The organism is Mesorhizobium sp. M0496, from assembly GCF_040321205.1.
GTDB lineage: Bacteria > Pseudomonadota > Alphaproteobacteria > Rhizobiales > Rhizobiaceae > Mesorhizobium.
This window is the reverse complement of sequence record NZ_JAMYRC010000047.1, coordinates 22630-46239: the sequence shown is the minus strand read 5'-3', so window position 1 is coordinate 46239 and position 23610 is coordinate 22630. Positions and strand designations below refer to the sequence as shown.

Below are 23610 nucleotides of genomic sequence, written 5' to 3'. Positions count from 1 at the left end.
GCCAGCTTCCCGCAAAGGTTCTGCACGACGGCGGGCAACAAAAAACCCGCCTTGCGGCGGGTCACTGGCGCGACTCAGCACCATGGGCGAATATGTACCATAGCTGAGGGCACCGAGTCAAGAAAAAATTCCTATCGTGTCGGTAGCACACGATATCCGCCCGAAGGCGGACCGTGGCTTCACCGTTCGTCGTTCAAAAAGCCAGGCAATTGGCTTTTTGTCCGCTGCGCGGACCATTCCTCACTGCTCGGCGAACATCAGCCTGGTCTTGGTGCCGTCCATGGTCGGCGACAAACTCCGCTGGATCAGCGCTTCGACGTGGTCGTTGCGCTGGCGGGCGCTGTCGGCGCCCATCACCACGACGATCAGGTTGCGGCCGTCGGCGTTGTAGGAGGTGACGATGTTGAAGCCCGACGCCCTGATGTAGCCGGTCTTGATGCCGTCGACGCCGCGCACGCGGCCGAGCATGTCGTTGTGGCCGCGCACCAGCCTGCCGCGGAACATGAAGTCGCTTTCGGAGAAATAGTGGAACTGCTGGGGAAAGCGCTGATGCAGCGCCATGCCGAGCACAGCCATGTCGCGCGCGGTCGTCATCTGGCCATCGTCGGGCAGGCCGGATGCGTTGCGGAACGAGGTGCTGGTCATGCCGAGCTGGCGCGCCTTGGATGTCATCATGGCGGCGAACTGATCCTCCGAGCCGCCGAGATATTCGCCGACCGCCACCGCCACGTCGTTGGCCGATTTGACGACGATAGCGCGGATCGCCGAATCGACGTCGATGCTCTCGCCGCGCCGGAAGCGCATCTTGGTCGGCGGCTGCGAGGCGGCATGATCCGAAACCGGGATCTGCGTTTGCTTGGTGAGGCGGCCGGAGTCCAGCGCCTCGAACAGCAGATAGAGCGTCATCATCTTGGTCAGCGAGGCCGGATAGCGCTGCGCCGTCGAGCTGACTTCGAACAGCTGCTTGCCGGTCCGGGCATCGATGACGATCGCGGCATATTTCTGCGGCGGCGCCGGCACCGCCAATACGGCGTCCGGCGGCGTCACGGTCGTGCAGCCGGCAAGCAGCAGCAACAGGCCAAGGATCGCAAAAACTCTCTGGATGAGCGGAAGGGAATACAGGTGGGACAAGGGCAAGTCTGTTCGGTCAAGCTGTTGCTGAGATAAGGCGAAGCTAACGTAACGCGTCAGCTGCGTCCATTTGGTTAATGACTGACAGTCCCAGGATTGTCGAGGCCCTGGCAGGACTTGGTTCCTCGCCCCCGCGGAGCGGGGGAGAGGTGGCCGCAAAGCGGCCGGAGAGGGGGAATTCGTAGGGCGCTATCACTACAACCGAAAGATCTCGGATTTATCTGGCGCGGCCGGCGCTATTCCCCTCTCCGTCTCGGCTTCGCCGAGCCACCTCTCCCCGCCCTTGGCGGGGCGAGGAACCCAGGCTTGCCAAGGGCGTGGACCCAGGCTTGCCATCCGCCCCGAAATCGCCCGTTTCCCGTGTCTTTCCTTGCCAAAGCCACGTTTCCTGTGGGAAGGGGCATGGTATCTGGCGGCTTGGGGGCTTGGCATGACTGACATCGGGGCCGGGGGCGTAGCACCTTCGCTTATCAAGGCATCGCTCAGCCGTACCGGCAAATGGGCCGGCAGCGTCGCCTTTATCGGGGGTGCCGCGTCCGACATCCTCAACCCGCTGGCGCCTTTCGCCGCCTACATCGCGCTGGCCGCCTCGGTCGCGGCGGTGATCATTGCCATTGCCATCGTGCTCAAGCTGGTGCTGGCGGCCAAGGCGCTGCCGGCCTTGATCTTCGCCACCAGTGCTGCGGCCGTCGCCGGCGGCGTCTATGGCCTGCAACAGCAGACCAACGCACAGAACGGGGTGATCGCCAGCCTGGTGCCGGCCATCGCCGGGCTGCAGCAGTCGATGGGTATCGTCTCGGCCAAGGTGGCCAAGATCGAGCAGACCGTTACCGAAACGCAGAAGACGGTGGAAGCGGTCAAGCAGTCGACCGACACGGTGGCGAAAAAAACCGATGAAATCGCTAACGCCCAGCAGCAGCAGACGCAGCAGACGGCGGAAGTGCAAAAGACCACCGAAGAGGTGAAGAAGCAGACCGAGACGCTGGTCACCGGCCAGGCGCAGCAGCAGGCCCAGACCGAAAAGCTGCAGGCGACGACGCAGCAGATCGCCGCCTCGATCGACACCATCGCCAAGGGTTTTGCCGCGCTTGCCGCGCAGGGCGGAGCGATCGCCGAACCGAAGCGGCCCGACGAGTTCTACCACAATGCCCGCGTCTACGAGCTTTCCGGCGACATGCTCAATGCGCGGCGCTCCTACCTCGCCTTTGCCGGCCTCGATGTCGACGCCATCGACCCCTATACGCGCTTTGCCACGCTGCTCGGGGTGCAGGACGGCAAGGCCGGCGCCCGCGAAGTGTTCGGCGCGCTTGCCGACAAGGGCAAGGCGCTGTCGATCAAGCTGGTGCATATCCAGCAGTTCGACGACGCCCAGCGCCTCGACAAGCTCAACGCCTTCCTCGCCGCCAATGCGGATTTCGCGCCGGCCTATTTCCTGTTGGCGCAGGAGTTTTCGGAGGACCGCCTCGGCGCCCAGACGCTGGCCGACAAGCGCAACGAGGCCAAGGCGCTGACCAAGTTCGTATCCTATGAAAAGGATGGCGCGCTGCTCAAATATTTCGTCGACCAGACGCAGTTGGCCGACTGGCTGGACCGCAGCCGCAGCCGGCTGGCCGCCCTTGGCGACGTGCTCGACCCCGCCCGCTTCGTGCCGTCTCTGACGCCGATGCGTTCCAACCAGGGCTGGTCGATGACCATCTCGCTGCCGGAGCCGGCGACCGCCATCTCCTGGCGCATGGGCGACAGCGGTCCGTTCACCGACACCGGTTTTCTGGCGATGAACGACCAGACCACCGGCAAGCCGATGGCCAATCCGAGCTTCGAGATGCCCGACAGCACCGTGGCCGGGATTATCGCGATCAAATATCTCGACATCAGGGGCCGCGAAACCGGCCCGTTCGACATCCGTTTCGATCCTGAGACAGCACTCCAGCAAGGCAACAAGCAGATCCTCGACCAGTTCTGGACGTCGTGGATCGCCTTCGACTCCGGCGGCAACCACGGCCTGGTCTATTTCACCCAGATGCTGTCCTACCGCTGCGCCATCAAGGAGGTGCGTTACAGCCTGAACGGTGCCGCGCTCGACAAGTCGCTCGAGATACCGCCTTGCGACAAGAAAGACCCTTACGCCATCCCCTACGACGCCAAGGGCTATTTCAAGGTCGCCGACAGCGTGAAATCGATGTCGGTGCAGGTCACCTACACCGACGACACCAAGTCGCCGGTGCGGGAGTACAAGCGGCAGTAGCTCACCCTCCCCCTTGTGGGGAGGGCTATCGCATATGGAATTCTTGAGGCGTCTGCCGGGCACGGACCCCATCCCTAACCCCTCCCCACAAGGGGGAGGGAGACTTCCGTTGCCGCTGACCTAGGCGAAATCGCCTGTCTTTTCGGCGCCAAAGAAGAAATAAAGGCACGCGGCAGCGTTCCCTCCCCCTTGTGGGGAGGGTTAGGGTGGGGGTCCTCTTCGCAAGAATCCATATGCGAAATGCCCGACATCATCCTTGCGCAACCGGCGCCGAAGGGGTTCTGTTTGCGCCTTCAGAATCGGTGAGAGCGCAATGACTGTCAGCACCATCAAGGCCAGGGGTATTTCGGTTTCGCTCGACCTCACGGTCGGCCACATCGCCGACATGGTCGTCGAGGGCGGCGGGCGGCAGCTGAAGCCGTTGCACCGCGCACCCTGGGTCGATGCGGACGAGACGCTGCCGAAAGACCTTCCGGAAGGCACCGTTCGCCTCTCCGGCGATTTTCTCTGCGCGCCGTTTTCGCGCAGCGATGTCGAGGAGGCGCCGCTGCATGGCTGGCCGGCCAACAGCGCCTGGGATGTCACCGAGAGTGCCCCGACGGATGATGGCTGGCGCGCGGTCTACCGCTTGCGGCACAAGGTGATGGGCGCAACGGTCGAAAAAATCCTGACGCTGCGCGACGGCCATCCCTTCCTCTACCAGGAACATGTGTTTTCCGGCGGCCATGGCGCGATCTCGGTCGCGCATCACCCGATGACGGCGATGACGGGCGGCGGCAGGCTGGCCTTTTCGCCCAAGCGGTTTGCCGCGACGCTGGACGATCCGCTGGAGCCGGATCCCGCGCGCGGCCGCTTCATGCTGGCCTATCCGGCGCGCTCCACCGATCTCAGCCATTTCCCCGCCGCCGGCGGCGGCACGCTCGACCTCACGCAATACCGTATGGAAGACCGCCGCGAGGATTTCATCACGCTGGTCGAGGCCGATCATGGCGGGCCGGGCTGGACCGCGCTTGCGCGACAGGCCGAAGAGGACCTGGTGCTGGTGCTGAAGAACCCGGCCGAGCTGCCGATCACCATGTTGTGGCTCAGCAATGGCGGGCGCGACTACGCGCCCTGGAGCGGCCGCCACCTGGGCGTGCTCGGCATAGAGGACGGCCGCGCCGCCGTCGGCCATGCCGCCTCGATCGGCGACAACTGGCTGAAGCGCGAAGGGGTAGCGACAGCCTTTGCGCTGGGCGAAGGCCAAAGCGTTTCCTTCCGCCATGTCATCGGCGCGATGCCCCTGTCCGGCGGCGAGCCGCCACAGGAGGTCACGACAGCGGATGGCCGAATGCGGCTGGCAGCGGGCGGTGCGACGCGGGAGGTTCCGTTCGACAGCGATTTCCTGCGTATTGGGCAGCCTCCGGCCGCCTGAGGCGGGATTGCGCTGCCGCGGAGTTTGAAATTTCCACGAACTGCCGCCAAGATGTGGCCGAAATCATCATGCGGAACATGGTGGATATGAAGCTCCTGCAAGAGAGGCTCCAATGTCCGAAATCGCCCATCTCGCCGCTACCATCTTCAAGCGCGCCGGCAAGGCAAACCGCTTTATCGTCGCCATTGCCGGTCCGCCGGGCGCCGGCAAGTCGACGCTGTCGGCGAGGCTGCATGATCTGCTGCCCGAAGGTGCGGCGGAAGTGGTGCCGATGGACGGCTTCCACTATGACGACGCCGTGCTCGAGCGGCGCGGCCTGCGCGCGCGCAAGGGCGCGCCGGAAACCTTTGACTTTGCCGGTTTTGAGGCTCTGCTGAAGCGTATCCGGGCCGGCGAGCCCGACATCGCCATCCCGGTCTTCGACCGCAGCATGGAACTGTCGCGCGCCGCGGCCTCGATCGTTGCCACCGAGACCAAATTCATCCTGGTCGAAGGCAATTACCTGCTGCTCGACGAGGAGCCGTGGTCGCGGCTGGCGCCGCTGTTCGATTTCACGATCTTCGTCGACGTGCCGCGCAATGAACTCGAGCGCCGCTTGCTGGAGCGCTGGCACGAGCATGGCCGCTCCGACGAGGATGCGCGCGCCTGGATCGCTTCCAACGACATGCCCAATATCGACCGGGTTATTGCCCGCCGCCGGGCCGCCGATCTGGTGATCGGCGAACCCGCTTGATTCTACGGATTGCGCAAGGGGAACCTTAAGACTTTCAGGCCGTTATCGCCGATAAGGCAATTCTGCCAAAGAGGGAGTCCGTCCGATGGCACAGAAGGCAAGAAAGCCCGCGCCCTCCAAGGGCAAGGCAACCCAATCCAAGGCAGGCGCCGGCCCGGCGGTCGCGGCGCGTTCAAAGGACACCAAGCCGACCTTCGGCAAGGCGGCGCCGAAAAAAGTGGTGCCGGCCGCTGCGAAAGCCGCGCCGAAAACCGCAAAGCCCAAGAAACCGGCAGGCGCTGACGGTTCTATTTCGGGCAGCGCAATGCGCACGGTCAAGGCTGCGGCCAATGTGGCTGCGGGCGCCGTCGTCATCGCCGCCAGGGGCACTGCATCGCTTGCAGCATCCATGGTGGGCAAGGGCGGCTCGAAAGCCAAGGCGAAGGCAAAGTAGCCTTCTCTAAGGTCGCTGGTTTGCGTCAGGCTCTGGCCGGGATGGTCAGGCCCTTCTGCACTGCCGGTCGCGCAAGACCGCGTTCCAGCCATGCCGCAACATTGGCGAAATCGTCGAAGCCGACGAGGTCGCGCGCTTCGTAGAAGCCGATCAGGTTGCGCACCCAGCCGAGCAGCGAAATGTCGGCGATGGTGTAGTCATTGCTCATGATCCACTTGCGGCCCTTCAGCCTGCCGTCGAGCACGCCGAGCAGCCGCCGCGATTCATCCCGATAGCGCTCCAGCGGGCGCTTGTCCGCGATCTCACGGCCGGCAAATTTGTGAAAAAAGCCGACCTGGCCGAACATCGGCCCGACCGAGGCCATCTGGAAGAACACCCATTGGATGGTCTCGTAGCGGCGCGCCGCGTCCACGGGCATGAGCAGGCCGGTCTTTTCGGCGAGGTAGAGCAGGATGGCGCCGGATTCGAACAGGCCTATCGGCTTGCCGTCCGGACCGTTCGGATCGATGATCGCCGGTATCTTGCCGTTGGGATTGAGCGACAGGAATTCCGGCGTCCAGCTTTCATTCTTGCCTATGTTGACCAGATGCGGCTCGTAGGGCAGGCCGAGTTCTTCCAGGGCGATCGATATCTTCACGCCGTTCGGCGTTGTCGCCGAATAGAGCTGGATCTGGTCCGGATGTTTGGCCGGCCAGCGCGTTGCGATCGGAAAGGCGGACAGGTCGGCCATGGAAAACTCCTGATGGGGATTCGCGCCGAGCGGCGCGGTTTTGGCGGGGGCGGCCAAGAATTAGACGCGCGACATGGCACGATCAATACGGCACGATCAATATGGCGGTGAACGTTTCGCCGTGCACGGACAGTCAACGGAACCGACCGCCTGGCGCACCCCCGGGGATCAGACGGCCTTGAAAGCCAGCACCGCATTGGTGCCGCCGAACGCGAAGCCGTTGCTGATCGCGGCGCGCACCTTGCGCTCACGCGCCACATTCGGCGTGACGTCGAGGTCGCAATCGGGATCGGCCTCGCGAAAATTGGCCGTCGGCGGCACGATGCCTTCGCGGATCGCCATCACGCACGCGATCATCTCGAGCGCGCCCGATGCGCCGAGGCAATGGGCATGCATCGACTTGGTCGACGACATCGAAAGCTTGTAGGCATGGTCGCCGAAGACGCGCTTGATCGCCGCCGTCTCGATCTGGTCGTTGGCCTTGGTGCCGGTGCCGTGGGCATTGAGATAGTCGACATCCTCGGGATTGAACCCGGCGTCGGCCAGGCAGGCGCGCATGGCGGCCGTCGGCCCTTCGATGGTCGGTGCGACAATGTCGGACGCGTCGGCGGAAAGGCCGGCGCCGGCAATCTCGGCAAGGATGGTGGCGCCGCGCGCCATGGCGTGTTCGTAGCTTTCCAGCACCGCCATGCCGGCGCCTTCGCCAAGCGACAGGCCTTGGCGGTCGGCCGAGAATGGCCGGCAGGTGTCCGGTGCCAGCACCCGCAGCGCTTCCCAGCCCTTCAGGATACCCCAGACCAGCGGCGCATCGGTGCCGCCGGCAACCATCACGTCGGCGCGGCCGAGCCTGATCTGGTCGACGGCCGAGGCGATGGCATGGTTGGACGACGAGCAGGCCGAGGTGACACCGAAGACCGGCCCCCGCAGGCCGAGATTCATGCTGACATGGCCGGATGCCGCGCTGGGCATCACCTTCGGCACGGTGAAGATGCCGGCGCGGTTCTTGCCCTCGATCAGGATGGCTCGATAGTTCTCCTCGATGGCTTCCCAGCCGCAGACGCCGACACCGACGACGGTGCCCATCCGATAGGTGGTGGCCTCATTCGAAACCAGGCCGGATTGCTGCATGGCTTCCCGCGCCGCAATGGTTGCCAGCAGGCTGAAGCGGTCCATCGACACGGTCTGCTTGCGGTCGATGCCGTGATCGGGAAGCGTTTTGATTTCGCAACCGACCTTGACCTTCAGGTCATGCAACTGCGGACTTGTAATCTGGCCGATGGCCGAGCGGCCGGCGCGCATCTCGTTCCAGATCGCAGGTACGCTGGTGCCGAGCCCGCAAATGCCGCCCATGCCGGTGATAACGACGCGCTGCCGCATTCAGGTCAGGCTTTTTTCGCGATCAGCGCGCGGACAGCTTCGACCATATCGCCGACATTCTTCAGATTGCTCCAGGCGTCGACCGTGTTCATCTCGATCTCGATGCCATACTCTTCCTCAAGATCGAAGATGATCTCCGTCAGCTCGAGCGAATGGATACCAAGCGAGGTCAATTCGGTGGTGGTGGTGATTTCCTCGCCACCCGGCTCGGCATGAGCCTTGATCTTCGCGATGATATCCGTTGCCAGCTGGTCGGCCATTCGGTTTCTTCCCCACTATGTCGCGTTTCCCGACGCCAACTGCGCAGCGCCCCTTTTCTCCTGGTATCAAGCCGCCGTCGTCGTTTTATACCCCCGCCAAGCGCTGCGTGACCGTACCAAGGTGGTTCCCTCTATAGAAACCGAAACGTTGTCAAGCAACAAGCTATATCGAACTCCATATCGACAAAGCCGCCGGAGTGCTTAACGTGCTGGCATGGATACGGCTGAACATGGCGAGATTTCGACGCAGCGCGTTGCGGGCGTGGCGCGGCTTTCCTGCGCTCTCGGTGACGGTCGCACGCGCCTGCGGCGCCTCTATCAGGACGGTGCCGCCAAGATAAGGATGCCGGCTGTCTCGGCCGATCCGCTCGAAGCGGTGCTGATCAACACCGCCGGCGGGATGACGGGCGGCGACCGTATCGCCTGGGACGTGGATGTCGGCGCGGCCGCCTCTGTGTCGATCACGACCCAGGCCTGCGAGAAGATCTACCGGGCGGCATCCGACCGTGCCGAAGTGCGGGTCAAATTGTCGGTTGGTGAAAACGGCCGCATCGCCTGGCTGCCGCAGGAAACCATCGTCTTCGACCGGGCGGCCTTTGCCCGCACGCTCGACGTCGAGCTTGCCGCCGGCGCCGAGGCGCTGGTGCTGGAAGCCGCCGTCTTCGGCCGCCTGGCGATGGGCGAACGCGCCGCGCAGGGCCATTTCCACGACCGTTGGCGCATCCGCCAGGATGGTTTCCTCATTCACGCGGAGGATTTCCGCATCGGACCCGATATCGCCGCCACGCTCGATCGGCCGGCGGTTGCAGGCGGCGCGATCGCGATGGCGACGCTGCTTTTGGTGTCGCCGCGGGCCGAAGCCTTGCTCGACCCGGTTCTGGAGATCGTCGGCGACCAGGGCAGCGCCAGCGCCTGGAGCGTCAAGAAATCTGGCAAGCTTCTTGCGAGGCTCTACGCCGGGGATGGCTACCGGCTGCGCCAGCGGCTGGTTCCACTCGTCGAATTGCTCAACGGAAGGGCGGGGTTGCCCAAATTATGGTCACTGTAGGCCTGTCGCTACCAGCCTGGGAAAACGCATGAACCTGACGCCGAGGGAAAAGGACAAGCTGCTGATCGCCATGGCGGCGATCGTGGCGCGCAAGCGGCTCGAACGCGGGGTCAAGCTCAACCATCCGGAAGCGATCGCGCTGATCACCGACTTCGTCGTCGAGGGCGCCCGTGACGGCCGCCCGGTCGCCGACCTGATGGAGGCCGGCGCCCATGTCGTCACCCGCGCGCAAGTCATGGAAGGCATCGCCGAGATGATCCACGACGTGCAGGTCGAGGCGACATTTCCCGACGGCACAAAGCTGGTGACCGTGCACGAACCGATACGGTGAGGAGGAGAAGATGCTTGAGCTGCGCCCCAACTGCGAATGCTGTGACAAGGACTTGCCGCCGGAGGCAACAGATGCGTTGATCTGCACCTTCGAGTGCACCTTTTGCGCCGACTGCGTGGAGCATGTGCTGGGCGGCACCTGCCCCAATTGCGGCGGCAATTTTTCGGCGCGGCCGATCCGGCCAGTGGCGATGCTGAAGAAATATCCGGCGTCGACCAGGCGGGTGCTCAAGGCCGAAGGCTGCGGTCCCCGTAAGGCGGCATGAACACAACGACCCTTAACCAGAAGGCATTTCGATGATCCCCGCTCCGATGAAACGCGCTTCGCTTTCCGCAATTCTGCTTCTAGCCGCTGCCATGCCGGCCTATGCCCATGTCGGCATCGGCACGACCTCCTCCTTCATGGCCGGCTTCATGCACCCGCTCTCCGGTGTCGATCATATGACCGTGATGATCGCGGTCGGACTGTGGGCAGCGCTCAAGGGCGGCAAGGCGGTTCTTGCCTGGCCGGCGGCCTTTGTCGGCGTCATGCTGGCCGGCGGCGCGCTCGGCATGCTGCACATGCCGCTGCCCTTCGTCGAACCGGGCATCCTGGCATCGGTCGTGGTGCTCGGGCTGCTGGTGGCGCTGGCGGTCGACCTGCCGGTCTCGGCCGGCGTCGCGATCATCGGCCTGTTCGCGCTGTTCCACGGCCACGCCCATGGCACCGAGGTGCCGGAGAATGCCGGAGGGCTTGAATACATGGCCGGCTTTGCCGTCGCCACCGCGGCTCTCCATGCCACCGGCATCGCCGCCGGGCTCGGTCTCGGCATCCGGTTCCGTGGCTTGGCCCGCGCTGCCGGTGCCGCTTGCGCGGCGATCGGTGCCGGCCTCGTCTTCGGTGTGCTGTGAAGATGATCCCGGGCGAAATCATCACGGCGGGCGGTGACATAGACCTGAACAAGGGTCTGCCGACCGTCACCTTGAAAGTGGCCAACAGCGGCGACCGGCCGATCCAGGTCGGCAGCCACTATCACTTCTTCGAGACCAATGAGGGGCTGAAGTTCGACCGCGAGCTTGCTAGAGGCATGCGCCTCGACATCGCCGCCGGCACGGCCATGCGCTTCGAGCCGGGACAGGAGCGCGACGTGACACTGGTGCCGCTCGGCGGCAAGCGCGAGGTCTACGGATTTCAGCAGAAGGTGATGGGCAAGCTGTGAGATTTCCCAGCGCGCTCGGCTCAGTTCGACGGCTTGGCCGCGGCGTAGATGACGACCTTTCCGGGATCGTCGAATTCGACGGCGAGGACATCCTGCACAAGCACGCGCCGCGACTCGATGGCGTTGAACAAGAGCGCGTTGGCCTCGATCTCCTTGCGCAATTCCGCAATATCGTCCTGATGCTGCTTGATCTTGCTTTCGATTACTGCCGGCGGGCCGCCTTCGGTGCGCGCGGCGTCGGTCAGGAATACGATATCGACCTTGTCGAGCTTGGATGTCTTGCGCACCATGCCGATGTTTTCACGCGTCCGGTCGATCGCAGTGTTGACGTTGCCGGCCTCAGCGGTGGCCTTGGCCTCTTCCTGCTTGACCTGCGAACCGATGATGCGGTTGACGGTCTCCGTGCTTTCGACACCTTGTCCGGCAACGGGACCGGTGGCCGCGAGGAACGCCGTGGCGGCGACTGCCTGCAGCCATCTTTGGGCGGAAAAGGGAGTGATCGCCATCGCTCGCTCCTGAGAGAACTCGTTTCGGGACGCGGTTTAGCGCGAGAACGACAAAACGAATCCCGCCCGGCGAAGGTTCCCTTCCCAATGCGGCCGGCGGGCCGGATGCCGGCCCGCCGCGCTGCCTGGTCAGCTCGCCTTCTTGGTGATCAGGGTCAGCGCGCCGTTGGGTTCCATGCTGGCGGCGACGACCTGCGCCGAGCTGAGCCCTTTGGCCTCCAGCGCGGACTTGACCTTGGGCGTGGCGTCGATCGAGCTGCGCAGTTTCTTCAAGCCGTCATCGCCACGCTGGGCGATCACCTGGTTGACCTGCGTCTGGGTGTCCTTTGGCAGCTCCGTGATGTCGACGATGTTGACGCTCTGGATCGTCGGTACGGCAGGCTGCGCCTGGGGTGTGGCCGGAGCGGGCGTGGTCGGCGCCGGAGCGGGCTGTTGCGCGGGTTGCTGCTGGGCACGGGCGGCGCCCGCCAGCATCAGGGTAGCGGCAGCGGCAAGAACTATCGTTTTGCGCATGGATTTTCCTTTCCATCGATTGGCAAACGGTCGTTTTGGGGTGGCCCCCTAACCTCAAACGCCAAATGGGATCAGAAAGTGTCGCCGAGCGGGTCATTACGTGACCATTGGATGGCGACAATGTGCAGCCGGGCTTCAATCAAACCGCATTTCGGCAAACCGCATTTCGCCAAACCACATTTCGCCAAACCGCACTTCGGGAGCAATCGCTGATGGCCAGAATTACCCGCGCCGCCTATGCGCAGATGTACGGCCCGACGGTCGGCGACAAAGTGCGGCTTGCCGACACGGAACTGTTCATCGAGGTCGAGAAGGATCTCACCATCCATGGCGAAGAGGTAAAATTCGGCGGCGGCAAGGTGATCCGCGACGGCATGGGCCAGAGCCAGGTTTCCCGAGCCCAGGGCGCAGTCGACACCGTGATCACCAACGCGCTGGTGGTCGACGCCAGCGCCGGAATCTTCAAGGCCGATATCGGTCTGCGAGATGGGCGCATCGCTGCGATCGGCAAAGCCGGCAATCCCGATACTCAAGATGGCGTCACCATCATCATCGGTCCCGGCACCGAGATCATCGCCGGCGAAGGCAAGATCCTGACCGCGGGCGGCTTCGACGCGCATATCCATTTCATCTGCCCGCAGCAGATCGAGGAAGCGCTGATGAGCGGCATCACCACCATGCTTGGCGGCGGCACCGGCCCAGCGCATGGCACGCTGGCGACCACCTGCACGCCGGGGCCCTGGCACATGGCGCGCATGATCCAGTCCTTCGATGCCTTCCCGATGAACATCGGCCTGTCGGGCAAGGGCAATGCGTCCCTGCCCGCCGCGCTCGAGGAAATGGTGCTGGGCGGCGCCTGCTCGCTGAAGCTGCACGAGGACTGGGGCACGACCCCGGCGGCCATCGACTGCTGCCTCTCGGTCGCCGACGATTACGATGTGCAGGTGATGATCCACACCGACACTCTGAACGAATCCGGCTTCGTCGAGAACACGGTGGCGGCTATCAAGGGCCGGACCATCCACGCCTTCCACACCGAGGGTGCCGGCGGCGGCCATGCGCCCGACATCATCAAGGTCTGCGGCTTGCCCAACGTCATCCCGTCCTCGACCAATCCGACGCGGCCCTACACGGTCAACACGCTGGCCGAGCATCTCGACATGCTGATGGTTTGCCATCATCTGTCGCCGTCGATCCCCGAAGACATCGCCTTTGCCGAAAGCCGCATCCGCAAGGAGACCATCGCGGCGGAGGACATCCTGCACGACATCGGCGCCTTTTCGATCATCTCTTCCGACAGCCAGGCCATGGGCCGTGTCGGCGAAGTGGCGATCCGCACCTGGCAGACCGCCGACAAGATGAAGCGGCAACGCGGGTCGCTGCCGCAGGAAACCGGCAACAACGACAATTTCCGCGTCCGCCGCTATATCGCCAAATACACGATCAATCCGGCCATCGCGCATGGGCTGTCGAAGGATATCGGCTCGATCGCGGTTGGAAAGCGCGCCGACCTGGTGCTGTGGAACCCGGCCTTCTTCGGCGTCAAACCGGATATGGTGCTGATCGGCGGCATGATCGCCGCCGCCCCGATGGGCGACCCGAACGCCTCGATCCCGACGCCGCAGCCGATGCACTACCGGCCGATGTTCGGCGCCTATGGCAAGGCCAGGACCAATTCGTCGGTGACCTTCGTTTCGAAGGCAGCGCTCGAATCCGGCCTGCACGGCAGGCTGGGCGTGGACAAGCAGTTCGTCGCCGTCGAGAACACCCGCGGCGGCATCGGCAAGCATTCGATGGTGCTCAACGACGCTACGCCGCATGTCGAGGTCGACCCGGAAACCTACGAAGTGCGCGCCGACGGCGAGCTGCTGACCTGCGAGCCGGCGACCGTGCTGCCGATGGCGCAGAGGTATTTTCTGTTTTGAACTTCATCCCTAATGCGGCATCGCACGAAGCCGTTTGAACGCGACGCGGTTTGGGGCAATATACACCCCATGAACAGGATCGATCGCCTCAGAGCCCTTACGCCCTACGAAACGGACTTTGCGCAGTGGAGCGCCGAACAGGCAGCGCTGTTGCGCGACGGGCGCCTTTCCGAGCTTGATCGGGAGAACGTAGCCGAGGAGATCGAAAGCTTGGGGAGGAGTGACAGGCGGGAGATCCGCAGCCGGATGGAGGTGTTGATTGCACATCTTCTGAAATGGGAATTCCAGCCCGGCCACAGATGCCATAGCTGGCAGGCATCAATCTCCGAACAGCGCGTTTGGATCGGAAATATCATCAAGGATAGCCCGAGCCTCCGTCGTTATCCCGCGCAGATTTTCGATGAGGCATACGGGTACGCTTTGCCGACAGCGGCAAGGGAGACCGGTTTGAGGAAGGCCCATTTCCCGGCCGAGCCTCCCTTCACAGTCAAGCAGGCCCTCGATGGACGATTTTGGCCAGGCGGTCCACTTTCGATGGATGACTTCCTGCGGGATTAGCCGCTTCTTCGTTTATTGCGCTCCGAGTTACAGCCGGCCATATGGAACAGCAAATCGCCTCCGCCCACGACATCTTCCCGCACATCCGCATCGTCATGGGCATGGTGATCGGGCTTGGTGTCGCCCGCCTGCTGTCGGGGGTGGCGCGCATCGTCCAGCATCCGGGCCAGTACCGGCTCTATCCCGTGCATCTGGCCTGGGTCGCTTCGGTGCTTTTGATGCTGGTGCATTTCTGGTGGTGGGAGTTCGGTCTCTACGCCATTGAGACGTGGACCTTCGGCAAGTACCTATTCATCATCTTCTACGCGATCACGCTGTTCCTGCTGTGCGCCCTGCTGTTTCCGGATTCGATGCTGGATTACACCAGCTACGAGGATTTCTTCTATTCGCGCCGTGCCTGGTTCTTCGGCCTGCTGGCGGCGACCTATCTGCTCGACGTGGTCGACACGCTGCTGAAAGGGCCGGAGCATTTCGCCCGCTTCGGCAGCGAGTATCTGTTCCGAACGCCGGTCTTCGTCGCGTTTTGCATCGTTGCGATTCTGGTGCGCGACCGCCGCTTCCACATCGCCTTTGTCGCGGCGGCGCTCATCTATCAGATATCGTTCATCCTGCGGCTCTTCGACACCATCGTCTGAGTGAACGCGATGGTCTAGGCTGTTCGGGAAAGGCAGGTTTCACCCATGTACAAGGCCATCGGATCGCGTGGATCCCGGGTCAGCCGCGTTCTCTGGATGCTCGAGGAACTCGGGCAGGCCTATGAATTCGTCGAGGTTCATCTGCGCTCGCCGGAAGCCTATGCGCTCAACCCGTCGGGCAAGGTGCCGATCCTGATCGATGGCGAGCTGACAGTGACCGATTCGGCGGCGATCTGCGTCTATCTCTCGGACAAACACGCGGACATGGGCATGGGGGCCAACCCGGGCCTAACCGGTCGCGCCGAGATGGATTCCTGGATGCATTTTGCGCAGAGCGAGTTCGAGGCGCCGTTGAGGAACAAGCTGCGCCATCGCTTCCTGCTGCCGAAGGACGTGCGGGTCGATGTCGGTCCTGCGGCGGCCTACGATTTTGCCTCGGAACTCAAGGCGCTGGACCGGCGACTTGGTGATCGGCCGTTCGCGCTGGGCGACCGGTTCTCGGCTGTCGACGTCCTGCTCGGCGACATGGGCGGCTGGGCTCGTGCCGGCCGGTTCCCGATCGAATCCGAGCGCGTCAACGCCTATTTCGACCGCGTGCTGGCGCGGCCTGCCCGCGCAAGGGCGCAAGCAAATGGGGGATCCATGAAATGAAGCTCAACCTCAACACCGACTTCACCAAATTCCCGCGTGCCGTTTCGGTGCTGACCGCCGGCAATGCCGGAACCACCGCGCCGTCCGGTAGGGCCGTGCTCGCCCATGACGAGCGGCATCTGCGCCGCCGGGCCATCGAACTGGCCGACGGCAGCAAGGTGCTGGTCGACCTGGCCGAACCCGTCGCCCTGAACAATGGCGACCGGCTGGTGCTGGAGGATGGCCGCCATGTCGAGATCATCGCCGCGCCGGAAGAGGTCTATGACATCCGGGCTCGTGACACCGTGCATCTGGCCGAACTCGCCTGGCATATCGGCAACCGTCATCTCGCGGCGAGCATCGAGGCCGGGCGCATCCTCATCCTGCGCGACCATGTCATCAAGGCGATGCTGGAGGGGCTCGGCGCAACGGTGCGCGACATTTCCGAGCCGTTCAAGCCGGTGCGCGGCGCCTATTCCGGCCATAGTGGGCAAAGCCACGATCACGGTCATGCGCATAGCCACGCGGAAGCGCATTCCCACTCACATGGCGAATCGCATTCCCATTCGCACAGCCACGCCGGCCACCACCACGACCATGACTGACCAGCCTTCGAACATCGCCCTGCTGCGGCTGATGGCGTGGTTGTCGCCGGCCTTTCCGGTCGGCGGCTTCTCCTACAGCCATGGCCTCGAGCGTGCGGTGCATGACGGGCTGATCGTCGACGGCGAAAGCCTTGCCGCCTGGCTGAAAACGCTGGTCGAGATGGGCTCCGGCTGGAACGACGCCGTGCTGTTTGCCGAGAGCTGGCGCCGGGCACGCGGCACCGGTGATCTCGATGAAATAGCCGCACTCGCCGAAGCGTTGGCCGGCTCGCGCGAACGCCACACCGAGACGATGCTGCAGGGTGCGGCCTTCCTCAAAGCGGCGGCGGCCTGGCCAAATCCGGTGCTGGAGCGCTTGCCGGCTGAGTGTGCTTATTGCGTCGCTGTCGGCGCCATTGCCGGCGGCAATTCAATTGCACTTCGGGATGCGCTGTCCGCCTTCCTGCAGACTTTCTTCTCCAATCTCGTCCAGGCCGCGATCCGGCTTGGCGTCGTTGGCCAAAACAGGGCAACCGCCCTGCTTGCCGGCTTCGAGCCGCTGGCCGTTGCGACCGCAGCCCGCGCCGGGCGCTCGACATTGGACGATCTCGGCGGCTGCGCCTTCGTCTCCGACGTCATGGCGATGAAGCACGAAACCCAGTATTCGCGATTGTTCCGCTCATGATCATCCTCGCCTTCGCGCTTTCGGCCGTCCTGCTGCTGATCACCGCTCTGCATGTCTATTGGGGCATTGGCGGCATCTGGCCGGGCAAGGATGCGGCCTCCTGCGCCCACGCCGTGGTCGGCTTTCGCGGCGTCGACGAAATGCCGACGCCGTTCGCCAGTTTCGCCGTTGCCGCTTGCCTGTGCCTGGCGACGCTGTGGCCGCTGGCGCTCATAGGCGTCTTTGCCTCGCCGTTTCCCAGGGAAGGCCTCGCCGCCACGTCGCTGCTCATCGGGCTGGTGTTCCTGGGACGCGGCATTGCCGGCTTCACGCCATGGTGGCGGCGCCTGGCGCCTGAACAGCCTTTCGCGCGGCTCGATGTCCGTTATTATTCGCCGCTGTGCCTGCTGATCGGGCTCGGCTTCGCCATCCTCGCCATCACGGAGTTTCCCGCATGACACAGACAAATGGCCCGCTGCGCGTCGGCATTGGCGGCCCGGTCGGTTCGGGCAAGACGACGCTGACCGAAAAGCTGTGCAAGGCGCTGCGCGACGAATTCTCGATCGCCGTCGTCACCAACGACATCTACACCAAGGAAGATGCCATGATGCTGGCGCGGCTGCAGGCACTGCCCGAGGATCGCATCATGGGCGTCGAGACCGGCGGCTGCCCGCACACCGCCATCCGCGAGGATGCCTCGATCAATCTGCAGGCGATCGCCGAGATGAACCGGAAATTCCCGGATCTCGATATCGTCTTCATCGAATCCGGCGGTGACAATCTCGCCGCCACTTTCTCGCCGGATCTTGCCGACCTGACGCTCTATGTCATCTCGGTCTGCCAGGGCGAGGAGATCCCGCGCAAGGGCGGGCCGGCGATCACCCGCTCCGATTTCCTGGTGATCAACAAGAGCGATCTGGCGCCCTACGTGAACGTCAACCTCGATGTCATGGAGAGCGACGCCGGCCGCATGCGCGGCAAGCGGCCGTTCGGCTTCACCGACCTGTCGCGCGGCAAGGGGCTGCAGGAGGTGATCGACTTCATCGTCGAGCATGGCGGGCTCAGGGCCGGCGCTGCTGTTGCCAGCACGGCAGCGTGAGATAGCCATCCCTTGCACCAACCGAAACCGGTTGCGGGCATGGGCTGGTCACGGCATTCTTGCCAAAACCGGAGGATTTTAGGATGAGCATCGCCCGCCTGCAGAAGGAAACGCTGACCAACCTGCCCTTCTATGAGGAGCGTGTCGATCTCGCCTGTGCCTTTCGCTGGACGGCGCGGCTCAACATGCACGAGGCGGTGGCCAATCATTTCTCGCTGGCTGTCAACGACGACGGCACGCAGTTCCTGATGAACCCCAACCAGGTGCATTTCTCGCGCATCAAGGCGAGCGACCTTTTGATGATCGATGCCAACGACCCGGATACGCTCTCCGGTCCGGACGCGCCCGACCCGACGGCATGGGGGCTGCACGGCGCCATCCATCGCAATGTGCGCCATGCGCGCTGCGTCATGCATGTGCACTCGATCCACGCCACGGTGCTGGCCTCGCTCGCCGATTCTCGCTTGCCGCCGATCGACCAGAATTCGGCGATGTTCTTCAATCGTCATGTCGTCGACGCGCATTATGGCGGACTGGCCTTCGAGGAAGAGGGCGAGCGCTGCTCGCAGCTTCTCGTCGATCCCAAGGTCAAGGTGATGGTGATGGGCAATCACGGCGTGCTCGTCATCGGCGATACGGTCGCCGATGCGTTCAACCGCATGTTCTATTTCGAGCGCGCGGCCGAGACCTACATCAAGGCGCTGTGGACCGGCCGGCCGCTGCGCACGCTCTCCGACGCCATCGCCGAGAAGGCGGCAAGCGAGATGGACGACTATCCCGGCCAGGCCGAACGCCATCTCAGCGAGCTGAAGGCGATCCTCGACGAGCAGGAACCGGTCTACCGGAACTGAGGGTTAAAGCCCGAGTTCTCTCCGCAATTCCTCGGCGGTGTTGATGACGACAGCGCCGGGCGGTCCGCCCATCGGCTTTTCCGGCCAGAAGATCGTCTTCATGCCCGCCGCCAGCCCTGCCATGGCGCCCGGCCAGCTGTCGTCGATTGCCACGGCGTGCGCAGGGTCGACATCGGCCAGATACGCGGCGCGCAGGAATGGTTCGGCATGCGGCTTGCCTTCGCGCACATCGTTGCGGCTGATCGTCTTCATGCCGGGATAAATGAGGCCGACCATGCTCAGATTGGCGTCGACGATCATCCGGTCCGAATTCGAGACGACGGCTTGCGCCACTCCCATTGCCCGCAGCTCGTTGAATATCTCGATCGCGCCGGGGCGCGGCTTCAAGGTCTCGACCAGCGGCAGATAGTGCTCGTATTTGCGCACGATCCAGTCGTCGAAAGGCAGATCCAGACCGAACTCGTCGCGCATCATCTGGTAGACCGGCCAGGCGGCGACGCCGAGAACCCGCTCATGCAGATCATCAGGCGGTACGAGGCCGACATTGCGCATCGCGGCCATCAGGGCGGCCTCGTGCAACGGTTCGCTGTCGACCAGCGTGCCGTCCATATCCCAGAAAACCGCTTTCGGTGTCATGCAGCGCTCCTTTTTGCGATCCATTAAAGCGTTTGCGCCGGGAGATAAACCTTCGGGGCCTAAGAACGTGCCGCCGGTCGGCACGGCAACCGCGCTTCTTTCCCGACGCAGATATGGTGGAAGAAGGAAATTTGGCCCCGCCTGCGCCGGTGGGCGGCAAGCAATTGCCCTGGAGATTGACAATTGCGCAGCAAGCCGTTCCCTGCAAGAGTAGGAGCGAACCGCTCTTATGACCAGCGGTTTCGGGAGGCAGGACTTTGAATACCCGGCAGGATGGCAGCAACAACAGGCTGGACGACGCGGCGCGTGCCGGCTGGCTTTATTATGTTGCCGGCAACACGCAGGACCAGATCGCCGCCACGCTCGGCATCTCGCGGCAGACGGCGCAGCGGCTGGTGTCGCTGGCGGTGTCGGAGGGCTTGATCAAGGTTCGCGTCGACCATCCGATCGCCAACTGCCTTGATCTGGCGGCACGGCTGAGATCGCGCTTCGCGCTCGATCTGGTCGAGGTCGTGCCAAGCGATCCCAATTCGTCCTCCACCACGATCGGCATCGCCGAGGCGGCCGCCGCCGAGATCGAGCGGCGGCTGCGCTCGCCGACCCCGATCGTCATGGCGATCGGCACAGGGCGCACGCTGAAAGCGGCGATCGAGCAATTGCCGCCGATGGAATGCCCGCAGCACAAGGTGGTGTCGCTGACGGGCAACATCTCGCCGGATGGCTCGGCCGCCTTCTACAACGTCATCTTCACCATGGCCGACAGGGTCAAGGCCCGCTCCTTCCCGATGCCGCTGCCGGTCATCGCCTCTTCGCCGGAGGAACGCGAGATGCTGCTGAACCAGCCGATGATCCAGCCGACGCTGGCGCTGGCGGCGGAAGCCGACGTCACCTTCATCGGCATTGGCGACCTCGGCCCGAAGGCGCCGCTCTACGAGGACGGCTTCATTTCGGAGAGCGAATTGAAGGCGCTGCAGAAGGCCGGTGGAATCGCCGAAATCGTCGGCTGGGTGTTCGATCGCGAAGGTCGCATGATCGAGGGCATCACCAACGATCGGGTGTCGTCGGCTTCGCTGCCGTCGCGCGAAAAATCGCTGGTCATCGCATTGGCCATGGGCGAACGAAAGCTGCCGGGCATCCTGGCGGCGGTCAACCGGCGGCTGATCAACGGCCTCATCACCGATGAACGGACCGCCGCCGCGCTGCTGGCCAGCATCTGATCCCGCTTGCGGTCATAGCGGCGTCACTGCCTATTTGGATAAAAAGCCAGCCGGCTATTTGCCTCGCCCGAAAGGATCATTGCCATCGAGGAAACCGAGGTCGCGCAGCAGATGCGGCGACAGGTCCCTGATGTCGAGATGTGCCTTCTTTTTTATCGCGAACCAGCCAAATCCGTCCGTGAGCCACGAAATCCAGCGGTGATCCGGAGCGGGAGTGCATTTTTGCTGCGCCATGGTCATGATCGTCAACCTTCGCTATCCTAAACCCGAATGACGGGTTGATCCGGAATGTCGGTCTTGCCGGCCGCCTTTGCCAATAGAACGTCTGTTATGACCCATAAGGAGGCTTTATGCCGGACCTCGGCTCGCGACAGGTTTCGCAACTCCCGCCGCTGCAGGCGATCAGGGTGTTCGACGCGGTGGCGCGGCATCTTTCCTTCACCAAAGCCGCCGGCGAACTCGCCATGACGCAAGCGGCGGTCAGCTATCAGATCAAGGTGCTGGAAGAGCGTATCGGCGCGCCGCTGTTCCTGCGCCGGCCACGCCAGATCGTATTGACCGAAGCCGGGCAGCGCCTGGCGCCGGCAGTCGGCGAGGCCTTTGCCATTCTTGGCCAGGCCTATGCCGCGGCGCGTGGCGGCGCCGACGGGTTGCTGTGCGTCACCACGGTGCTGACCTTTGCCTCGAACTGGCTGGCACACCGGCTGGGCTCGTTCCAGATCGCTCATCCGGCGCTTGCCGTTCGGCTTGAGACGTCGAGCCGCCTGACGGACTTTGCCCGCGAGGAAGCCGATATCGCTATCCGCTCCGGCGCCGGCAAATGGCCGGGCCTAGAAGCGCACAAGCTGTTCGATGCCGATTTCACGCCGATGCTGAGCCCCAAGCTCGCGGCAAGCATCGGTGGCGTCAAGGAACCGGCCGACCTCTTGCGGCTGCCGATCCTCGATCCTGGCGATATCTGGTGGAACGAGTGGTTTTCGGCTGCCGGCGTGGACTCGCACGACCTTGCAAAGCGGCCAGGCAGCAGCATGGGCGCGCAGGCTTATGAGGCCAATGCGGCGATCGCCGGTCATGGCGTCGCGATCCTGACCAGGGCCCTGTTCAAGGCGGAACTCGCCGACGGCCGCCTGATCCAGCCCTTCGACCTGGTCGGCGACGACGGTCATGCCTACTGGCTGGTCTATCCCCAGGCGCGCCGCAACGTGCCGAAGATCCGCGCCTTCCGCGACTGGCTGCTGGCCGAGATCGCCTGCTGACAGGCAAGCCCTCCGGCAGCCGCATTCAAGACAACAGCCTTTCTGTCCGGCCGCCTGGTGTCCGGCGCGGGCGCAGCTTGTCTTCGCAATTTCCATCCACCCAATGTCCGCCGGCCTCGCCGAGTGCTGCGCTGCAGCATCGAATCCGGCTTGACATAATTAACGCCAGGTGAGTAATTGCCCAAAGCCAAGGCAAATGCTCATCTTGGTTCAAGGGAGGAATTTGATGAAACTTCGCACGCTCACCCTGGGCTTGTTGTCGGCCAGCGCATTTGCGTTCGCCGCACACGCCGAATCCATCACCATCGCCACCGTCAACAATGGCGATATGGTCCGCATGCAAAAGCTGACCGAAGACTTCACCAAGGCGAACCCCGACATCCAGCTCAACTGGGTTACGCTTGAAGAGAACGTGCTGCGCGAGCGCGTCACCACCGACATCGCCACCAAGGGTGGACAATATGACGTGATGACCATCGGCACCTATGAAGTTCCGATCTGGGCCAAGCAGAGCTGGCTGCTGCCGCTCGACAAGCTCGGCGACGACTATGACGCCAAGGACATCATCCCGGCTATCGCCGGCGGCCTTTCGGTCGACGGCAAACTCTATGCCGCGCCCTTCTACGGCGAAAGCTCCTTCGTCATGTACCGCAAGGACCTGATGGACAAGGCCGGGCTGAAGATGCCCGATGCGCCGACCTGGGACTTCATCAAGCAGGCCGCCGACAAGATGACCGACCGCGCCAATGGCGTGAATGGTGTGTGCCTGCGCGGCAAGGCCGGCTGGGGCGAGAACATGGCCTTCCTGACCGCCATGTCGAACTCCTTCGGCGCACGTTGGTTCGACGAGAACTGGAAGCCGCAATTCGACCAGCCCGAATGGAAGAACACGCTGCAATTCTATGTCGACCTGATGAAGGCCGACGGCCCCGAGGGCGCATCCTCCAACGGCTTCAATGAGAACCTGGCGCTGTTCCAGCAGGGCAAATGCGGCATGTGGATCGACGCCACCGTCGCCGCGTCGTTCGTCTCCGACCCGAAGGCATCCCAGGTCGCCGACAAGGTCGGCTATGCCCTGGCGCCTGACAACGGCCTGGGCAAGCGCGGTAACTGGCTGTGGGCCTGGTCGCTGGCCATCCCCGCCGGCACGCAGAAGGCTGATGCCGCCCAGAAGTTCGTCTCCTGGGCGACCAGCAAGCACTATGCCGAACTGGTCGCTTCGAAGGAAGGCTGGGCCAATGTTCCTCCGGGCACGCGCTCCTCGCTCTACGCCAATGCCGAGTACCAGAAGGCGGCTCCGTTCGCCAAGATGACGCTCGACTCCATCAACGCCGCCGACCCGACACATCCGACGGTCAAGCCGGTGCCCTATGTCGGCGTTCAGTTCGTCGCCATCCCTGAATTCCAGGGTCTTGGCACCACCGTCGGCCAGCTCTTCTCGGCGGCTCTTGCCGGCCAGTCGAGTGTCGACGATGCCTTGAAGCAGGCCCAGGATGCTGCCACCGCGGCAATGACCGAAGGCGGATACATCAAGTAGGCTCCTCCCGGTGCCGAATGCCGGTCGCCTCCTTGACCGGCAACGGCCGCCCGAGTTCCCAGTTCGGGCGGCCGCCTTTAACGCCTTTTGAAAATTCAG

The 23610-nt window shown here is 63.7% G+C and carries 29 protein-coding genes; 21 read left to right on the top strand and 8 right to left on the bottom strand.

The features are described from left to right. Nucleotides 1–240: 240 nt before the first annotated feature. Nucleotides 241–1131 (bottom strand): D-alanyl-D-alanine carboxypeptidase family protein, encoded by an 891-nt coding sequence (locus NKI73_RS28395; RefSeq protein ID WP_352634657.1) that lies wholly within the window; start codon nucleotides 1129–1131, stop codon nucleotides 241–243. 430 nt (nucleotides 1132–1561) lie between these two features. On the opposite strand from NKI73_RS28395, the gene NKI73_RS28390 reads away from it, so the two are divergent. The 4 genes from NKI73_RS28390 to NKI73_RS28375 all read left to right on the top strand — a co-directional run bounded on the left by NKI73_RS28390 (nucleotide 1562) and on the right by NKI73_RS28375 (nucleotide 5956). Continuing rightward, nucleotides 1562–3376 (top strand): methyl-accepting chemotaxis protein, encoded by a 1815-nt coding sequence (locus tag NKI73_RS28390; RefSeq protein ID WP_352634655.1) that lies wholly within the window; start codon nucleotides 1562–1564, stop codon nucleotides 3374–3376. Nucleotides 3377–3689: 313 nt separating this feature from the next. After that, nucleotides 3690–4790, top strand: coding sequence for a hypothetical protein (locus NKI73_RS28385; RefSeq protein ID WP_352634653.1), 1101 nt, complete (start codon nucleotides 3690–3692; stop codon nucleotides 4788–4790). Nucleotides 4791–4902: 112 nt separating this feature from the next. Beyond that, nucleotides 4903–5523 (top strand): nucleoside/nucleotide kinase family protein, encoded by a 621-nt coding sequence (locus NKI73_RS28380; protein ID WP_352634651.1) that lies wholly within the window; start codon nucleotides 4903–4905, stop codon nucleotides 5521–5523. Nucleotides 5524–5608: 85 nt separating this feature from the next. Beyond that, nucleotides 5609–5956, top strand: coding sequence for a hypothetical protein (locus tag NKI73_RS28375; RefSeq protein WP_352634649.1), 348 nt, complete (start codon nucleotides 5609–5611; stop codon nucleotides 5954–5956). Between the two features lie 25 nt (nucleotides 5957–5981). Here NKI73_RS28375 and NKI73_RS28370 read toward each other — a convergent pair whose 3' ends face one another. The 3 genes from NKI73_RS28370 to NKI73_RS28360 all read right to left on the bottom strand — a co-directional run bounded on the left by NKI73_RS28370 (nucleotide 5982) and on the right by NKI73_RS28360 (nucleotide 8323). Then, nucleotides 5982–6686, bottom strand: a complete 705-nt coding sequence (locus NKI73_RS28370; RefSeq protein ID WP_352634647.1) for a glutathione S-transferase family protein — start codon at nucleotides 6684–6686, stop codon at nucleotides 5982–5984. Between the two features lie 168 nt (nucleotides 6687–6854). Then, a complete protein-coding gene (locus NKI73_RS28365; protein WP_352634645.1) occupies nucleotides 6855–8063 on the bottom strand; it encodes a beta-ketoacyl-[acyl-carrier-protein] synthase family protein in 1209 nt (402 codons plus the stop codon). Nucleotides 8064–8068: 5 nt separating this feature from the next. Further along, the gene (locus NKI73_RS28360) at nucleotides 8069–8323 is read right to left on the bottom strand and encodes an acyl carrier protein (protein WP_013528393.1); all 255 of its coding nucleotides are present in this window, start codon (nucleotides 8321–8323) and stop codon (nucleotides 8069–8071) included. Nucleotides 8324–8537: 214 nt separating this feature from the next. On the opposite strand from NKI73_RS28360, the gene NKI73_RS28355 reads away from it, so the two are divergent. The 5 genes from NKI73_RS28355 to NKI73_RS28335 are packed head-to-tail and all read left to right on the top strand — an operon-like array spanning nucleotide 8538 to nucleotide 10900. Then, complete coding sequence (locus tag NKI73_RS28355; RefSeq protein WP_352634643.1) at nucleotides 8538–9371, top strand: urease accessory protein UreD; 834 nt, start codon at nucleotides 8538–8540, stop codon at nucleotides 9369–9371. Between the two features lie 28 nt (nucleotides 9372–9399). Next, nucleotides 9400–9702: an urease subunit gamma gene (locus tag NKI73_RS28350; RefSeq protein ID WP_023760238.1), complete on the top strand. Its 303-nt coding sequence runs from the start codon at nucleotides 9400–9402 to the stop codon at nucleotides 9700–9702. A gap of 10 nt (nucleotides 9703–9712) precedes the next feature. Further along, nucleotides 9713–9967: a DUF1272 domain-containing protein gene (locus NKI73_RS28345; protein WP_352634641.1), complete on the top strand. Its 255-nt coding sequence runs from the start codon at nucleotides 9713–9715 to the stop codon at nucleotides 9965–9967. A 31-nt stretch (nucleotides 9968–9998) separates the two neighbouring features. Next, nucleotides 9999–10592, top strand: a complete 594-nt coding sequence (locus NKI73_RS28340) for a HupE/UreJ family protein (RefSeq protein WP_352634638.1) — start codon at nucleotides 9999–10001, stop codon at nucleotides 10590–10592. A gap of 2 nt (nucleotides 10593–10594) precedes the next feature. Beyond that, complete coding sequence (locus NKI73_RS28335; RefSeq protein ID WP_352634636.1) at nucleotides 10595–10900, top strand: urease subunit beta; 306 nt, start codon at nucleotides 10595–10597, stop codon at nucleotides 10898–10900. Nucleotides 10901–10920: 20 nt separating this feature from the next. On the opposite strand, the gene NKI73_RS28330 is transcribed toward NKI73_RS28335, so the two are convergent. Continuing rightward, on the bottom strand, nucleotides 10921–11406 hold the full coding sequence (locus tag NKI73_RS28330) for a hypothetical protein (RefSeq protein ID WP_352634634.1): 486 nt from the start codon (nucleotides 11404–11406) through the stop codon (nucleotides 10921–10923). A 129-nt stretch (nucleotides 11407–11535) separates the two neighbouring features. Continuing rightward, complete coding sequence (locus NKI73_RS28325; RefSeq protein WP_352634632.1) at nucleotides 11536–11919, bottom strand: hypothetical protein; 384 nt, start codon at nucleotides 11917–11919, stop codon at nucleotides 11536–11538. Nucleotides 11920–12131: 212 nt separating this feature from the next. Here NKI73_RS28325 and ureC point away from each other — a divergent pair, with 212 nt between their 5' ends. The 9 genes from ureC to NKI73_RS28280 all read left to right on the top strand — a co-directional run bounded on the left by ureC (nucleotide 12132) and on the right by NKI73_RS28280 (nucleotide 18865). Continuing rightward, a complete protein-coding gene (ureC, locus tag NKI73_RS28320; protein WP_128289909.1) occupies nucleotides 12132–13844 on the top strand; it encodes an urease subunit alpha in 1713 nt (570 codons plus the stop codon). Nucleotides 13845–13913: 69 nt separating this feature from the next. After that, nucleotides 13914–14402, top strand: a complete 489-nt coding sequence (locus tag NKI73_RS28315) for a DUF29 domain-containing protein (RefSeq protein ID WP_352634629.1) — start codon at nucleotides 13914–13916, stop codon at nucleotides 14400–14402. Nucleotides 14403–14443: 41 nt separating this feature from the next. After that, nucleotides 14444–15037, top strand: a complete 594-nt coding sequence (locus NKI73_RS28310; RefSeq protein WP_352634628.1) for a hypothetical protein — start codon at nucleotides 14444–14446, stop codon at nucleotides 15035–15037. Nucleotides 15038–15082: 45 nt separating this feature from the next. Continuing rightward, nucleotides 15083–15688: a glutathione S-transferase family protein gene (locus tag NKI73_RS28305; protein WP_352634626.1), complete on the top strand. Its 606-nt coding sequence runs from the start codon at nucleotides 15083–15085 to the stop codon at nucleotides 15686–15688. Next, nucleotides 15685–16272 (top strand): urease accessory protein UreE, encoded by a 588-nt coding sequence (gene ureE, locus NKI73_RS28300; protein WP_352634624.1) that lies wholly within the window; start codon nucleotides 15685–15687, stop codon nucleotides 16270–16272. Before NKI73_RS28305 ends, ureE begins: the two co-directional genes overlap by 4 nt. Continuing rightward, nucleotides 16265–16936 carry an urease accessory protein UreF gene (locus tag NKI73_RS28295; RefSeq protein ID WP_352634622.1) on the top strand — a complete coding sequence of 224 codons (672 nt, stop codon included), beginning with the start codon at nucleotides 16265–16267 and terminating at the stop codon, nucleotides 16934–16936. Before ureE ends, NKI73_RS28295 begins: the two co-directional genes overlap by 8 nt. Beyond that, nucleotides 16933–17373 (top strand): DUF3995 domain-containing protein, encoded by a 441-nt coding sequence (locus NKI73_RS28290; protein WP_352634620.1) that lies wholly within the window; start codon nucleotides 16933–16935, stop codon nucleotides 17371–17373. The genes NKI73_RS28295 and NKI73_RS28290 overlap by 4 nt, the downstream gene beginning before the upstream one ends. Further along, nucleotides 17370–18014 carry an urease accessory protein UreG gene (ureG, locus tag NKI73_RS28285; protein ID WP_352634618.1) on the top strand — a complete coding sequence of 215 codons (645 nt, stop codon included), beginning with the start codon at nucleotides 17370–17372 and terminating at the stop codon, nucleotides 18012–18014. Before NKI73_RS28290 ends, ureG begins: the two co-directional genes overlap by 4 nt. A gap of 83 nt (nucleotides 18015–18097) precedes the next feature. Further along, complete coding sequence (locus NKI73_RS28280) at nucleotides 18098–18865, top strand: class II aldolase and adducin N-terminal domain-containing protein (RefSeq protein ID WP_352634616.1); 768 nt, start codon at nucleotides 18098–18100, stop codon at nucleotides 18863–18865. A gap of 3 nt (nucleotides 18866–18868) precedes the next feature. Here NKI73_RS28280 and NKI73_RS28275 read toward each other — a convergent pair whose 3' ends face one another. Continuing rightward, entirely contained in the window at nucleotides 18869–19501 is a 633-nt protein-coding gene (locus tag NKI73_RS28275; protein ID WP_352634614.1) for an HAD family hydrolase, read from the bottom strand. Between the two features lie 257 nt (nucleotides 19502–19758). On the opposite strand from NKI73_RS28275, the gene NKI73_RS28270 reads away from it, so the two are divergent. Continuing rightward, the gene (locus NKI73_RS28270; protein WP_352634612.1) at nucleotides 19759–20718 is read left to right on the top strand and encodes a sugar-binding transcriptional regulator; all 960 of its coding nucleotides are present in this window, start codon (nucleotides 19759–19761) and stop codon (nucleotides 20716–20718) included. Between the two features lie 54 nt (nucleotides 20719–20772). Here NKI73_RS28270 and NKI73_RS28265 read toward each other — a convergent pair whose 3' ends face one another. Beyond that, complete coding sequence (locus tag NKI73_RS28265) at nucleotides 20773–20958, bottom strand: hypothetical protein (RefSeq protein ID WP_352634659.1); 186 nt, start codon at nucleotides 20956–20958, stop codon at nucleotides 20773–20775. A gap of 110 nt (nucleotides 20959–21068) precedes the next feature. Between NKI73_RS28265 and gcvA the strand changes: the two genes are divergently transcribed. Then, complete coding sequence (gene gcvA / locus NKI73_RS28260; protein WP_352634610.1) at nucleotides 21069–21974, top strand: transcriptional regulator GcvA; 906 nt, start codon at nucleotides 21069–21071, stop codon at nucleotides 21972–21974. A 226-nt stretch (nucleotides 21975–22200) separates the two neighbouring features. Beyond that, nucleotides 22201–23511 (top strand): ABC transporter substrate-binding protein, encoded by a 1311-nt coding sequence (locus NKI73_RS28255; RefSeq protein ID WP_352634608.1) that lies wholly within the window; start codon nucleotides 22201–22203, stop codon nucleotides 23509–23511. Nucleotides 23512–23610 lie beyond the last annotated feature (99 nt).

Excerpts from the sequence above, each read along its gene's own strand:
- NKI73_RS28375 (WP_352634649.1), top strand. The coding sequence starts at position 5,609 with ATGGCACAGAAGGCAAGAAAGCCCGCGCCCTCCAAGGGCAAGGCAACC.
- NKI73_RS28265 (WP_352634659.1), bottom strand. The coding sequence starts at position 20,958 with ATGACCATGGCGCAGCAAAAATGCACTCCCGCTCCGGATCACCGCTGG.
- NKI73_RS28385 (WP_352634653.1), top strand. The coding sequence starts at position 3,690 with ATGACTGTCAGCACCATCAAGGCCAGGGGTATTTCGGTTTCGCTCGAC.
- NKI73_RS28380 (WP_352634651.1), top strand. The coding sequence starts at position 4,903 with ATGTCCGAAATCGCCCATCTCGCCGCTACCATCTTCAAGCGCGCCGGC.
- NKI73_RS28365 (WP_352634645.1), bottom strand. The coding sequence starts at position 8,063 with ATGCGGCAGCGCGTCGTTATCACCGGCATGGGCGGCATTTGCGGGCTC.
- gcvA (WP_352634610.1), top strand. The coding sequence starts at position 21,069 with ATGCCGGACCTCGGCTCGCGACAGGTTTCGCAACTCCCGCCGCTGCAG.
- NKI73_RS28350 (WP_023760238.1), top strand. The coding sequence starts at position 9,400 with ATGAACCTGACGCCGAGGGAAAAGGACAAGCTGCTGATCGCCATGGCG.
- NKI73_RS28340 (WP_352634638.1), top strand. The coding sequence starts at position 9,999 with ATGATCCCCGCTCCGATGAAACGCGCTTCGCTTTCCGCAATTCTGCTT.
- ureG (WP_352634618.1), top strand. The coding sequence starts at position 17,370 with ATGACACAGACAAATGGCCCGCTGCGCGTCGGCATTGGCGGCCCGGTC.
- NKI73_RS28345 (WP_352634641.1), top strand. The coding sequence starts at position 9,713 with ATGCTTGAGCTGCGCCCCAACTGCGAATGCTGTGACAAGGACTTGCCG.
- NKI73_RS28330 (WP_352634634.1), bottom strand. The coding sequence starts at position 11,406 with ATGGCGATCACTCCCTTTTCCGCCCAAAGATGGCTGCAGGCAGTCGCC.
- NKI73_RS28315 (WP_352634629.1), top strand. The coding sequence starts at position 13,914 with ATGAACAGGATCGATCGCCTCAGAGCCCTTACGCCCTACGAAACGGAC.
- NKI73_RS28280 (WP_352634616.1), top strand. The coding sequence starts at position 18,098 with ATGAGCATCGCCCGCCTGCAGAAGGAAACGCTGACCAACCTGCCCTTC.
- NKI73_RS28255 (WP_352634608.1), top strand. The coding sequence starts at position 22,201 with ATGAAACTTCGCACGCTCACCCTGGGCTTGTTGTCGGCCAGCGCATTT.
- NKI73_RS28370 (WP_352634647.1), bottom strand. The coding sequence starts at position 6,686 with ATGGCCGACCTGTCCGCCTTTCCGATCGCAACGCGCTGGCCGGCCAAA.
- NKI73_RS28275 (WP_352634614.1), bottom strand. The coding sequence starts at position 19,501 with ATGACACCGAAAGCGGTTTTCTGGGATATGGACGGCACGCTGGTCGAC.
- NKI73_RS28295 (WP_352634622.1), top strand. The coding sequence starts at position 16,265 with ATGACTGACCAGCCTTCGAACATCGCCCTGCTGCGGCTGATGGCGTGG.
- ureC (WP_128289909.1), top strand. The coding sequence starts at position 12,132 with ATGGCCAGAATTACCCGCGCCGCCTATGCGCAGATGTACGGCCCGACG.
- NKI73_RS28290 (WP_352634620.1), top strand. The coding sequence starts at position 16,933 with ATGATCATCCTCGCCTTCGCGCTTTCGGCCGTCCTGCTGCTGATCACC.
- NKI73_RS28360 (WP_013528393.1), bottom strand. The coding sequence starts at position 8,323 with ATGGCCGACCAGCTGGCAACGGATATCATCGCGAAGATCAAGGCTCAT.
- NKI73_RS28310 (WP_352634628.1), top strand. The coding sequence starts at position 14,444 with ATGGAACAGCAAATCGCCTCCGCCCACGACATCTTCCCGCACATCCGC.
- NKI73_RS28305 (WP_352634626.1), top strand. The coding sequence starts at position 15,083 with ATGTACAAGGCCATCGGATCGCGTGGATCCCGGGTCAGCCGCGTTCTC.
- NKI73_RS28335 (WP_352634636.1), top strand. The coding sequence starts at position 10,595 with ATGATCCCGGGCGAAATCATCACGGCGGGCGGTGACATAGACCTGAAC.
- NKI73_RS28355 (WP_352634643.1), top strand. The coding sequence starts at position 8,538 with ATGGATACGGCTGAACATGGCGAGATTTCGACGCAGCGCGTTGCGGGC.
- ureE (WP_352634624.1), top strand. The coding sequence starts at position 15,685 with ATGAAGCTCAACCTCAACACCGACTTCACCAAATTCCCGCGTGCCGTT.
- NKI73_RS28390 (WP_352634655.1), top strand. The coding sequence starts at position 1,562 with ATGACTGACATCGGGGCCGGGGGCGTAGCACCTTCGCTTATCAAGGCA.
- NKI73_RS28325 (WP_352634632.1), bottom strand. The coding sequence starts at position 11,919 with ATGCGCAAAACGATAGTTCTTGCCGCTGCCGCTACCCTGATGCTGGCG.